The sequence below is a fragment of the Wolbachia endosymbiont of Ctenocephalides felis wCfeJ genome, assembly GCF_012277315.1.
Lineage (GTDB): Bacteria > Pseudomonadota > Alphaproteobacteria > Rickettsiales > Anaplasmataceae > Wolbachia.
The window spans coordinates 1,189,551-1,201,647 of sequence record NZ_CP051157.1 but is presented as its reverse complement, the minus strand read 5'-3'; the positions used below and the strand labels follow the sequence as shown (position 1 = coordinate 1,201,647).

10 protein-coding genes and 1 riboswitch are annotated in these 12,097 nt (G+C 35.1%); of the genes, 5 read left to right on the top strand and 5 right to left on the bottom strand.

What is annotated here, in order from left to right:
* Nucleotides 1-1,041: 1,041 nt before the first annotated feature.
* Nucleotides 1,042-1,920, top strand: coding sequence for a hydroxymethylbilane synthase (gene hemC, locus HF196_RS05785; protein WP_168456219.1), 879 nt, complete (start codon nt 1,042-1,044; stop codon nt 1,918-1,920).
* On the top strand, nt 1,911-2,798 hold the full coding sequence (gene murB, locus HF196_RS05780; RefSeq protein ID WP_168456218.1) for a UDP-N-acetylmuramate dehydrogenase: 888 nt from the start codon (nt 1,911-1,913) through the stop codon (nt 2,796-2,798). Before hemC ends, murB begins: the two co-directional genes overlap by 10 nt.
* Here murB and HF196_RS05965 read toward each other — a convergent pair.
* Nucleotides 2,784-4,469 (bottom strand): hypothetical protein, encoded by a 1,686-nt coding sequence (locus HF196_RS05965; protein ID WP_246198559.1) that lies wholly within the window; start codon nt 4,467-4,469, stop codon nt 2,784-2,786. The two genes, murB and HF196_RS05965, sit on opposite strands and share 15 nt — an antisense overlap.
* Nucleotides 4,470-4,723: 254 nt before the next feature.
* Here HF196_RS05965 and HF196_RS05770 point away from each other — a divergent pair, with 254 nt between their 5' ends.
* Both HF196_RS05770 and ispG read left to right on the top strand, forming a co-directional pair.
* Nucleotides 4,724-5,359: a TRP75-related protein gene (locus HF196_RS05770; RefSeq protein WP_168456217.1), complete on the top strand. Its 636-nt coding sequence runs from the start codon at nt 4,724-4,726 to the stop codon at nt 5,357-5,359.
* A gap of 10 nt (nt 5,360-5,369) precedes the next feature.
* Nucleotides 5,370-6,677, top strand: a complete 1,308-nt coding sequence (gene ispG / locus HF196_RS05765; protein ID WP_168456216.1) for a flavodoxin-dependent (E)-4-hydroxy-3-methylbut-2-enyl-diphosphate synthase — start codon at nt 5,370-5,372, stop codon at nt 6,675-6,677.
* Between the two features lie 14 nt (nt 6,678-6,691).
* Here the strand turns inward: ispG and lepA are convergent, their stop codons facing one another.
* The gene (gene lepA / locus HF196_RS05760; RefSeq protein ID WP_168456215.1) at nt 6,692-8,488 is read right to left on the bottom strand and encodes a translation elongation factor 4; all 1,797 of its coding nucleotides are present in this window, start codon (nt 8,486-8,488) and stop codon (nt 6,692-6,694) included.
* Nucleotides 8,489-8,544: 56 nt separating this feature from the next.
* Nucleotides 8,545-9,948, bottom strand: a complete 1,404-nt coding sequence (locus HF196_RS05755) for a malonyl-CoA decarboxylase (RefSeq protein ID WP_168456214.1) — start codon at nt 9,946-9,948, stop codon at nt 8,545-8,547.
* A 127-nt stretch (nt 9,949-10,075) separates the two neighbouring features.
* Between HF196_RS05755 and HF196_RS05750 the strand changes: the two genes are divergently transcribed.
* Complete coding sequence (locus HF196_RS05750; protein WP_168456213.1) at nt 10,076-11,023, top strand: hypothetical protein; 948 nt, start codon at nt 10,076-10,078, stop codon at nt 11,021-11,023.
* A 37-nt stretch (nt 11,024-11,060) separates the two neighbouring features.
* On the opposite strand, the gene HF196_RS05745 is transcribed toward HF196_RS05750, so the two are convergent.
* Nucleotides 11,061-11,738 (bottom strand): thiamine diphosphokinase, encoded by a 678-nt coding sequence (locus HF196_RS05745; RefSeq protein WP_168456316.1) that lies wholly within the window; start codon nt 11,736-11,738, stop codon nt 11,061-11,063.
* Nucleotides 11,722-11,994 carry a SemiSWEET family sugar transporter gene (locus HF196_RS05740; protein WP_168456212.1) on the bottom strand — a complete coding sequence of 91 codons (273 nt, stop codon included), beginning with the start codon at nt 11,992-11,994 and terminating at the stop codon, nt 11,722-11,724. The genes HF196_RS05745 and HF196_RS05740 overlap by 17 nt, the downstream gene beginning before the upstream one ends.
* A riboswitch (TPP riboswitch) is annotated at nt 11,983-12,083 on the bottom strand. It overlaps the preceding gene by 12 nt.
* Between the last annotated feature and the right edge of the window lie 14 nt (nt 12,084-12,097).

Sequence of the window (12,097 nt, the reverse complement as noted above, 5' to 3'; positions counted from 1 at the left end):
GTATATCTTGATAAAACTTCATCTACATCTAAGTTTTGTAAGCTCAGCACGCTATAAAGCGTTACAAGGCAGCAAAAAGTCCAATACTTGACAGAGATAGTAAATAACTAGCTGTTCTGTGGTCTTTTGTCTTTTTTTATTTAGTAAATTTCTTAATATTTATAGTTGGTTGCAATTTGTGAACAGACATTTGTTTTTACAACAAGTGGTGTCATTTCAGTACTATAGGGTGTCATGCAAGTAGCCGACTGGGATCTGGTTCGTTTTTCAGTCCTGTACAGGCTTTTTAATTACTTTAGCTATATATATTAAGAAATTTACTAAATAAAAAAAGACAAAAAGACCCCATACTAGTGCGTAAAGTTTGCTGTCTAATGTTAAAAGCCATAGGCGCCTTTTGTTTTTTTTATGATGTATTGACGCTTAAGCCTATAAAAAGCTTAAGCTAACTGTAAGCGTAGTTTAGAATGCTGGAGATAATAGCCCTCCTGTAAAGAAAGATTCAGGAAAAGTGCAGAGATGTATGTGCACCTACACGCCCTTTGTTGAAATAGATAGACCTTTTACTGAATTTAGTTATTTAATGAAAAGTCTGCAGACAAAAGTAAATTTTTGAGCTCTAAAAATACCTTCAACTATAATTATAATCAAGTTTAAAAAAAATGGAAGTAATTTTTTCTATAAATTAGAAAAAAAGTTTGCCTATTTTTATTAGGGTCTAGTTTGAAAATTCTTTAACTTAGTATCTTATACCAATTCCCATTACATAGGACAATAACGAAAAAAAGGCCCATGCCCAAGCAAGTAGCATAGCGTGGTAAAGTGGCATCATTGTTTATTTGCTCCCCGTGTAATGGGAATTGGTATTAGCATTGAGTAGTTTGTGTATACCAAAAGAGTATCCATCATTCATTTTAGAAGTTACTATAGTAAAGACTATGTTCCAGTGGCAGCTACTTGGATAATATTAGCAAGTTCAGAATTTGCTATTGATTTTTCACTTAAGTAATTAAAATTTTACTTTAAGATAACTCTATATACATGCTAGTCAAAATAGGTACCAGAGGAAGCAACCTTGCAGTTGCTCAAGCTTTAGAAGCGAAACAAAAATTGCTAGACTCTTTTCCTCACTTGTCTGTTGAAATTGTAAAAATAAAAACTTCCGGTGATAAATATGCTAATGCAAACCTAGCCGAAATGGGAGGCAAAGGACTGTTCCTTAAAGAAATTGAAACTGAACTGCTCGAGAATAATATAGATATGGCAGTTCATTCGCTAAAGGATGTGCCTGCATTTTTCTCGAAAGGTTTAGCAATTCCTTGTGTGTTAGATAGGCTAAGTCCATACGATGCGTTTCTTTCTCATAAGTATGAAAGTCTTGAATCTTTACCACAGCGGGCTACAATCGCAACTTCTTCAATAAGAAGAAAAGTTCAGCTACTAAGTTTGAGGCCAGATCTGAATATAGTACCACTGCGTGGAAATGTAACAACTAGACTACAGAATCAAAACTTTGACGGAATAATTCTAGCTGAAGCAGGATTAATAAGGTTAAAAAAATGTCATTTAATTACAGAGGTATTGTCACCAAAAATCATGTTAAGCGCAGTAGGGCAGGGGACAATTTGCATTCAATGTAGAAAAAATGATGTGAAAATTATCGGTCTTTTAGAGAAAATTAATAATAATAAGTCTTTTATAAGGATAAAATCAGAACGCAGCTTTATGAAAACAGTAAATGGCTCGTGCTTTACACCGCTTGCAGCTTTAGCAGAATATGTGAGTGAAAACATGCTGCATCTTTGTTGTATGTTAGCAGATGAGAAAGATATATACTTTACTGAGCGCATTTCGTTTATAGAAGATGCGGAAAAAATGGGTATGGATGCGGGGTTAGAGTTGAGATCAAAATGCTTATAAGCTTACCTAAAGTACGTGGAATCTATCGCTGTGATGTTTTGATGTCAAAAGTAACATGGTTAAATGTTGGTGGACAAGCTGATGTATTATTTAAACCACGTGATATTGAAGATTTAATATGCTTGATTAAGAACACTGAGTTACCAATTAGTGTTATCGGTGCAACATCCAATATAATAGTGCGGGATAGTGGCATTCGAGGAATAACGGTAAAATTAGGTAAGGAATTTGCATATATTAAACGTAAGAATAACAACTCTATCGTTGCAGGTGGTGCTGCACTACTTAGCAATCTTGCTTATTTTGCCGGAGAACAACAGATTAGTGGACTTGAGTTTCTAGTCGGAATTCCAGGAACAGTTGGTGGTGGAGTAGAAATGAATGCAGGTGCATATGGCAGTGATATTGCAAGTGTCGTGCAGTCGATAAAAGCAGTGAATCTAGAAGATGGAAGTCTATGTGAATTGTCCAGCAAAGAAATGGGTTATGTTTACCGTAAGCATTGTTTGAACGGACGATGGATTTTTGTTGAGGCTGAGTTTCAAGGGATAAGTTCAGAGCATGAAATGATACTCAGCAGAATGAAGGAAATTATTGATAAAAAAAACAAAAGCCAACCAGTAAGAGGAAAAACTGCTGGGTGCATATTCAAAAATCCAAAGGACTACCAAGCGTGGAAATTGATTGATGAATCTGGCTGCCGAGGATTAAATAACGGTGGAGCTAAGATTTCTAAGAAACATTGTAATTTTCTGCTCAATTATAATAATGCAACTGCATCTGACTTGGAAAACCTTGGCAACAGGGTAAGAGATGCGGTAAAGGATAAATTTGATGTTGAACTCGAGTGGGAAATAAGGGTCTTAGGTAGCTATTAGGCGGTTTGCTGTATTTCCCAGTTGTTCAACACTATCTATCTTAATTTCTAAAGTATTCTTTATAAATTTATTAGCCTGGTCTTTGCTCATAAAAACTGTACATTTGTTGGGCATTGATTTTTTAGTAGCTATGTCTTTTTCATCATCTGTATATTGAAGAAGCACATCAACTGCTTTTTTATCTTGATGAGGTATGCAAATATAGCTATGCTTTTTAAGATCTAGAAGTTTAATAAATTTATCACAATCATCTTTATAGCGAAAAGCTATATTCACACCTACAGCTTCCTTTTGATTATATTGAATATCAATTTTTGGTTTATGGCCATAATTTGCACCAATAATCTTTCTTATTGAGTGTTCTACTGTCATTGTTTTTGTTTCTTGTAAAATGTCCTTTATTAATTTATTAACCCGACCTGTTTGTGAGGTATCCTTTATTAACTTGTCGGCTTGGTCTATGTTTATAGTAATTATGAATTTATCTTTTTTAACATGTGGTAAGTAACCACATCCATGTGATTCTAAGGTATTAAAAAAGGTAAGAAATCTACTGAGATTTTCGTGGTGAAAAATTATATCAAAGCTTACAGCTTCTCTTGTTTTTCTATTGCATTTAATATCGACTTTTGGCTTATGACCACAAATTTCTTCAACAAACCCTCTTATCGAGAATGCTATTGCCCTTATTTTTGCTGATTGAAGATCGTTGTCTGAAATAGGTACTGGTGACTTATAGCTTGCAAGAAGCAACTTTTGTTCATACTGCTCATTACATTCTTTTATCCTCTTAAAATGTCTTTCATATGTAGTCAATCCATCTTTTCCTTTCTGCTCTATCTTTTGCAAAAATTCCTTTATCGGTTCTTGCTTTGCTAAAACAATTTTGCGTATAAGAGGAATTTGTTTTTGCAAGCTGGCCCAATATGGTAGGCAAACAACTTTTGCATCTTTTGAAAAAAAACCTTCTAATTTTTTTACTGCATTGTACAAATTTGCTGATGTTGGTTTATAGTGTCCGCTGTTATTATCTATATAAGTTATCTTGCCATCTTTTACTTTCATTAGGCCTGAGCACAAAACTGGTTTACCACCTGCGAGAGTTGAATGACGATAAGCCCATTCACTTTTGTTAACATTAATGTGTTGATGAGTTATCAATTTTCCATCAAGTGTGACCACATAAGCTACACAATCTTTTTTTCCTTTACTAGTCTTACCAGTTGTATCATATGGTTTGCCCTTGAAGCCTTTCAACTTATTGCCTTCTATTTCTAGCATTAAATCTACATATAACTTTCCTTTGTAAGCAATTTTAGTATGCTCTACTTGCTCTTCTGGAGTTAAATACTTAACCTTTGTATTAGTTCCAGGGATTTTTCTCCCTTCAACTCCAACTTCTGGAAATAAATTATAACGTGGGAAAAGATGTGTAAACTTGTTTTCTATCCAATATAAAATTCTATTTATGATACCGAAAGTTTTTTTATTACCCAAATCAATGGAGAGCTGCTGCTCCTTTGGTACTGCTGAGTGATCAGATCTCGTGCCAGCTTTACCAAATTCTCTAGCAGCATGTTTAAGGTTTTCTATTAAGTACTTCTTTCGTTCCTCTGTTACTGATTTAGGTTTTCCTAATAAATGTCTCTTAAGTTTTTCAAATACTGACATTTTTACCTCGCCATCTACTATTTAATTCTATATAATAATGGCTAAGAAGTCAACTATTTTATTAACATGTTAATAAGAAGGAAAGCAGTAACAGAAAGCAAGAATTAGATAAGTCAGAAAGACATATATAAATATTTAAAAAATTTACTTGTGTTAATCAAATGTGAATCATTACAAAGTTAGTAAAGATTCTGGTTTACTTAAAGTTCGTTAGTTGTTATTTTTAAAAACACAATATTTACTCATAGTACCATATGCTTAAGATTTTTTCTGAAGTCTTATTTATACTAATGTTTTTAGTTTCTAGCTTCTTTATTGTGCATGATGTTGAGGCTAAGTCTAAAATAAAACTTAGTGAGAAATATAAGCCTCCAGGTAACCCCGGCGGTGCAAACTTTAATGAGGATGAGGATTTTGCTGAGTCATATAAGCTGTATGAAAAGCGTAGGGAACTTCTAAAGAAAAAAAAGTTGCAGGGTCGAGCTGATGCTAACATGAAAAAAGAGAGTCTAGCCAAAAAGTTAAAGGAAAAAAAGATTGCCATCCTTAATAATGAGCTAAACGATGTAGAAGCCTGTATAATTGACGATGAAGGGGATGCTATGATAAACCAACATGGCATTAATATTGCACGTTTGAGGGGAGCTGTGTTCATAGATCAAGGGTCTATCTCTCAATATGAAAGCGGACAACATGAAGATGAACGACCAGAGAGAAAAAAGATTACTGCAACACGAAGGAAGAAAATTTCTCCTATAAATATTATTATAAAAGACACTCAATCAAAAAAGACTTGTTCACATGATTCTATTGCTGGTCTTAATAATGTTACACAGTATAATACAAATGGCTCGGATTCATTTGGAAGTGTAGCTGATACGGCAGAATAGATTTAATGGCATGCTAAATAAAGATTTGGTGGATTATAGCTTGAGTAACAAGCTATATGAATTATCACCTATTTCTAGACGTAAAACTCATGTTGTAAGGATTGGGCAAGTGAAGATAGGTGGCAATAATCCTATAGTTGTGCAATCTATGGCACTTGGTGTGTATATAGATCCTGACAATATAAAAAGCAGTGCTAAGCAATATGCGAAAGAAATAGTAGAGCTAGCACATGCGGGTTCAGAGTTGGTACGCATTGCTTTGAATTCAGAGGAGGTAACGAAAGCAATACCTTATATAATAGAAGAGGTGAACAAAGAGGGCTTTGACGGTAAAATATTAGTAGGCTGCGGGCAATATGAGTTGGATAAATTAGTTCAAAATTATCCAGACAACATCAAAATGCTAGGTAAAATCAGGGTGAATCCAGGCAATATAGGCTTTGGCAACAAACGTGATGAGAAATTTGAAAGAGTTATAGAATATGCAGTAAAACATGATCTTCCTGTCAGAATAGGAGTAAATTGGGGCAGTCTTGACAAATATTTGCTGCAAAAGCTGATGGATGAGAATTCTTTATCTAGTAAGCCACAATCCTCTGACGTTATGTTGCGCAAGGCACTTGTAATGTCAGCCCTGAGTAGTGCAAAAAAGGCTGAAGAAATTGGTCTCGGCTTGGGTAAAATAATCGTTTCATGTAAGGTCAGTAGAGTGCAGGATTTAATCTCAGTTTACATGGCGCTTGCAAAATCTTCTAACTATGCTTTGCACTTAGGTTTAACAGAAGCTGGTATGGGCAATAAGGGCGTGATAAACACCACAGCAGGGCTTACTTACTTATTACAAAATGGTATTGGAGATACGATACGTGCTTCTTTAACTCAACGTCCTGGTGAGTCGCGAATTAATGAGGTCACAGTGTGTCAAGAGATATTGCAGTCCATAGGCTTGCGCCACTTCAATCCTCAAGTTAGCTCATGTCCAGGATGTGGACGCACAAGTAGCGATCGTTTTCGTATATTGACTGAAGAAGTCAATGATTATATAAAAACTCGCATACCGGTCTGGAAGAAGAGAAATCCAGGTGTAGAGCATATGAATATTGCTGTTATGGGTTGCATCGTAAATGGTCCTGGAGAAAGTAAACACGCAAATTTAGGGATCAGCTTGCCTGGGTATGGAGAAAAGTCTGTTTCAGCAGTCTATAAAGATGGCAAGTACTTCAAAACTTTACAAGGCAATAATATCTTTGAAGAGTTTAAGACAATCATTGATGATTATGTAAAGGAACATTTCGTCGGTAAATCCGAGTATCTTTAGCTATATCCCATATACTAGTCATTTATTTTCAAAGCTTGAATAAAAGCATTATGTGGAATATTTACGTTTCCTATAGAATGTAACCTTTTCTTACCTTTCTTTTGCTTTTCTAAAAGCTTCATTCTCCGCGTTACATCTCCACCGTAGAGTTTAGCTGTTACATCCTTTCTGTATGGATTAATTGTTTCTCTGGCAATAATTTTGCTACCTACTGCTGCTTGAATGGCAATTTTGTATTGCTGGCGTGGTATTAAATCTTTCAGACGCGAACATATTTCACGTCCCCTTTTTTCTGCCCTATTTTTGTGAACAATGCAGGCTAATGCGTCAACAGGTTCTCCATTGATTAAAAAACTCAGCTTATCTATTTGACTTGCCTGATAATCGGAAATTTCCCAATCCAAACTTGCGTATCCCTTAGAAATTGATTTCAGCCTATCATAAAAATCAAAAACAACTTCAGATAGTGGCAACTTATATTTCAGCAGTGCTGTTGTCGTATTACCAATATAGGATAAATCTTTCTGCTCTCCCCGCCTTTCTTCGCATAAAGATAGAATTTCTCCTAAATATTGGTCAGGCACCATTATAATTGCAGTGATCCATGGCTCTTCCACCATCTCAATTTTTGTTGGATCTGGCATATCACTTGGGTTGTGAATATTTAGGGTTTCGCCGTTTTGTGTAGTAACTTTATATATGACACTGGGTGCGGTTGCAGTTAGGTCCAAGTCAAATTCTCTTTCGAGCCTTTCTTGAATAACTTCAAGGTGTAACATTCCTAGAAAACCACAACGAAATCCATAGCCGAGTGCATTTGACGTTTCAGCTTCAAAGGTAAAACTTGCATCGTTTAAATGTAATTTCTCTAGCGCTTCTCTGAGATATTTAAAGTCATCTGTTTTATTGGGGAAGATACTACAAAATACCACAGGATGCACTTCTTTAAAGCCTGGAAATGCTACGCTGCAAGGTCTTTTCTCTTCAGTAATAGTGTCTCCCACTTTGCAGTCTGCCACTTCTTTCATTGAAGCGGTTATAAAGCCTACTTCACCTGCTGAGAGTTCACCTGTCATTACTTTTTTAGGAGTAAAAATACCAATATTATCCACCTGATATGTAGCATTATTAGACATCATAACAATTCTCATGCCTTTTTTTAGCACTCCATTTTTAATTCGTACTAAAATTACTACTCCTAGATAAGTATCATACCAACTATCAACTAAAATTGCTTGCAGCGGAGCATTTACATCACCTTGTGGAGCTGGAAGTTTTGTAACTATTGCTTCGAGTACATCCTTTATGCCAAGACCAGTTTTTGCTGATATTAAAATTGACTCGTCGGCATCAATGCCAATTACTTCTTCAATTTGAAGTTTTACTCTTTCTGGGTCTGCAGCAGGGAGATCGACTTTGTTAAGTACGACTATTATTTCATGATTATTGTCAATTGCCTTGTATACATTTGCAAGAGTCTGAGCCTCAACACCTTGACTGCTGTCTACCACTAACAGTGAGCCCTCACATGCGGCTAAGCTTCGACTAACTTCGTACGAAAAGTCAACATGACCTGGAGTGTCCATGAGATTGATGCAATACCGATTACCATCATTTGCAGTGTAGCTCAGCCTTACTGTTTGTGCTTTGATCGTGATTCCACGTTCACGTTCTATATCCATTGAATCGAGTACTTGGTTGGTCATTTCTCTTACCTCAAGGCCATTACATTCCTCTATTAAACGGTCAGCGAGAGTTGACTTACCATGATCTATATGTGCTATTATTGCAAAATTCCTTATATTATCCATTGATAGTTATTTTACTTTAGTAAAGCTATTTTACATTTTAAGTATCATGAGGGCAATTATTCCTTTAACATCGATAACACTTGCTTTGCGCAGGAAATTGCTTTACTAACCATATAGTTCTCATGATTATTATCTATTTTAGGCAACTCATATAGATAATTTACCATCATTCCAGCTGATTGACTAATGCCCTTTTCAGAAGTGTCTGCCATCCAGTTTAATTGTTTTATTGATGCGCCATTGCTTAAATGAAAATGTGCTACCGGATCATAGGCACTACCACTATTATTTTTGACCTTTAACAAGTAATATGTACAGAGCTTCAGCAGACATTGTTTAACTTCACTTTCGCATTTAATATTAGTTTTTAACTGATCTATATTTTCTAAAATTTCTGCACTAGATTGTTTTATGTCTAGCTTATTGAACAAAGTAATATCTTGGTTTAAATTTTCTTTTAGCCATTTCGTGAAGCCAGGTATCGGAGAAAGCGTTGCATATGTTTTTATACTTTTAAACTCCTGCGACAGCTTTTCCACAACTCTTTTGATTAAAAAATTACCCAAGCTAATTCCGGATAGCCCTGCTTGGGTATTTGATATGGAATAAAATATGGCAGTGCTTGCACTGCTTGGATCATTTACAGGCACTGATTCGTCTAAAAGGTGTTGAATGCTATTTTCAATCTTGTTTGCTAGTGCAACCTCTACAAAAATTAGAGGTTCATTTGGTATTTTGTAATGAAAAAAAGCAAAACAAAGACGATCAGAATCTAGTCTATTTTTTAAATCACCCCACGAAGAAATTTTATGAACAGCTTCATATTTTATAAGTTTTTCCAATAATGATGCCGGTGAATCCCAGGTGATTTGATGAAGATCTAGTAGGTCAACATCAACCCAAGGAAGAAGTATGTTTTTTAATTCACTTTCTAGTCGACTTAGCTCTTTATGTTGATTCCTTAACTTTAGCACATCAGAACGCATATCAACAATAAACTTGAGGCCTTCTGGTAAAGAAATAAATTGCTTCAATATTTTAGAACGTGGTGATTCAAGAATCTTTACCAGGTCCTGTTCGAATTTATAGTTCAACTCAGGATTCCGATTTCCCCTATACTCTTTTATTTTCTCGTCTATTTCCGCTTTATTCGGGTTAAATTTTTCTACCAGGGTTTGCAGAAACTTTATTTTACCTTTCTCTGATAAACTTAAGTACAGATTACCAAGAGATACGGTATTCTTACGTGCTGAGACCTCCCCTCCCTTTGGGTTTAAGCACTCATTCATCTTTGAAACTAAACTGTCAACATCGCGACTATTACTTAAATCTGGGCTAATATTACCAATCCATGATCTGACAGTATCTGCCACTTCACCTAATATCTTAAAAAAGCCTTTTACTGTTTTCTTATCTTCGACTTTCACTGCATCGATTTTAACTAATGATTCTTTCATCATAGGTTCTTTTTACTCCATGTCTATCTTAAATTAAAGAAAAATCTTAGTCTACATAGCACACGCTATTATCAAATTATTAGTAATCTTTATGGTATAATTAACTAAAATGCTGACAGGGACAAACATTATGACAGAAGCAAAAAAAGATCCAATAGCGACATTGAAAACTCAGGCAAAAGATTTTGATTTTAACAAATTGAGAGCTAGTGAAAGTAATGTTGGGGCAAACTCGGGTACAACTATGTATGAGGATTTCCCAAGGATGAATTTTGTTATCAATGAGAAAATTATAGACAAAACTTCAATTCACACGTTGATAGAAAGAGCTTGGAAGCAATATTCATGGAGAGAACTCAAGCACAGTCTAATTGATAAAGGAACTAATACATATGGGAAAAAGATTTACAGCAGCGAAGAGCAATTTTTTCTACTCAAAGAAGAAGTAAAGAAAAACAATAATTATCGCCCAATTGCAAAGGAGATTTTTAAGGAAATGTTTGAGTATGCCAAAGCTCGAGTTCCAAGTGACCCCATTTTAGAAGAGCTAGTTACTAATTGTAATCAGTCTTCTTACTATGGTGGAGGGCTAGTAACAAACGTCCTCGCTCCTGCACTTTTTCCCCATGAACTAATGCTTCAAAGTCAGGGTACTATCCACATCAACTGTACCAATAGAAACTGTGTTAGCATTAAATCCGATAACGAAATATCTATAACAGACACTAAATTGCTAACTGAATTACTAGCTAACGATTGTGACCCAAAAGAAGCAGTTATATGTCAGTTGAATAACTCACTAAAGTTTACACTTGAGTCTCAAGATGGCAAAAATGGTGTAACATATAAAAAAGGTAAATTATCACTTACTATTCCCAAGGAGCTAGAAAGCTATCAAGATGGTGGCAAGAGTCTGTTTGATGTTATAAAAGAATATTTTCAAAAATTCTGCGAAAAGTTAGGATTTAAATTCGAAGCAAAAATAAAACAAAATTTAAGAAAGCAATTGAAAGTAGATAGTCACCTGGAAAGTGTAAAGCCTCCTATTCCCAGTAATAAGCATGTTCATGACAGTTGAGGATTATAGCTAACCCTTCTAACCTTTGCTTCTTAACTTAAGATGCTCCTGCATCATCTACTACTTCTAAATATACCATTGCTAAACATATACCGCTATGTACTTCTATGGATACTTTATCGCTTAGACTTCGATTAAAGCAAGAATTCTTTCCTGGAAAGGTAAGCTTATCAAGATGCAGTTCCCATTTTAATCCTTTAGTTGATACTTGAGCTTTCAGTATACCAAGTAAAGATATTTTAGTGTTTTTAGGCAAAGAAAAATGGATAATACCTTTTTTTAAGACATATCCTACTATAGGAGGTGCGGGTGTATAAAAGATACTGCCCGTACTGAGAAAAATATTGATATTTTGTAATATGTGATCAATTGCTCCTCCAGTAATACCCGTTATTATTGATGGCAGTAACTTCATTGTCTGTAAGTGATCTATTGCTTTGGAAAAGTTGCAGTAATCTTGATCAGGCAAATGTACTGTACTTAGACCAGCGTGTAAATTCGGATTTACGCTATCCAAATCTCCTACTACAAGGTCAGGTTTTACGCCGATTGATAGAAGCCTGTTTGCTCCTCCATCTACAGCAATAATAGGTATGTCTAGTTTGAAAAACGATAGATCAGGTATTTTCCCATTTAGTACCACAATAGAGCGATATTGCTGTTGTATACTACAGTGTAGTATATGGTTATGAAATGCTTCATGCAGATTTTGCATCATAGTAACATTTTTGAACAATTGATATCACACTGATCGCAAATCCAGCAATATTACTAAACATCACAAAAGTTGAGCCTTGGTAGATACTATAGCCAATCCAAGATAATGAACAAACAAGATAGTTTACTAACATTAGCATTGATACATCGCGGGTAAGTTTAGTGGCATATGCTTTATATACCTGAGGCAATAACCCAATTAAAGACGTGATTAGTGCAATGAAACCGAAGAATTCTTCAATATTTATATTCATACATTTTCCTACGCTTGCTTTAACAATATCAGGTTCAAAGGGTTGTACTCATGTACTCTCAGCTTTTTAAAGCACCCCTAACGTACATGGTTTATTGTAATAC

Excerpts from the sequence above, each read along its gene's own strand:
- hemC (WP_168456219.1), top strand. The coding sequence starts at position 1,042 with ATGCTAGTCAAAATAGGTACCAGAGGAAGCAACCTTGCAGTTGCTCAA.
- murB (WP_168456218.1), top strand. The coding sequence starts at position 1,911 with ATGCTTATAAGCTTACCTAAAGTACGTGGAATCTATCGCTGTGATGTT.
- HF196_RS05965 (WP_246198559.1), bottom strand. The coding sequence starts at position 4,469 with ATGTCAGTATTTGAAAAACTTAAGAGACATTTATTAGGAAAACCTAAA.
- HF196_RS05770 (WP_168456217.1), top strand. The coding sequence starts at position 4,724 with ATGCTTAAGATTTTTTCTGAAGTCTTATTTATACTAATGTTTTTAGTT.
- ispG (WP_168456216.1), top strand. The coding sequence starts at position 5,370 with ATGCTAAATAAAGATTTGGTGGATTATAGCTTGAGTAACAAGCTATAT.
- lepA (WP_168456215.1), bottom strand. The coding sequence starts at position 8,488 with ATGGATAATATAAGGAATTTTGCAATAATAGCACATATAGATCATGGT.
- HF196_RS05755 (WP_168456214.1), bottom strand. The coding sequence starts at position 9,948 with ATGATGAAAGAATCATTAGTTAAAATCGATGCAGTGAAAGTCGAAGAT.
- HF196_RS05750 (WP_168456213.1), top strand. The coding sequence starts at position 10,076 with ATGACAGAAGCAAAAAAAGATCCAATAGCGACATTGAAAACTCAGGCA.
- HF196_RS05745 (WP_168456316.1), bottom strand. The coding sequence starts at position 11,738 with ATGCAAAATCTGCATGAAGCATTTCATAACCATATACTACACTGTAGT.
- HF196_RS05740 (WP_168456212.1), bottom strand. The coding sequence starts at position 11,994 with ATGAATATAAATATTGAAGAATTCTTCGGTTTCATTGCACTAATCACG.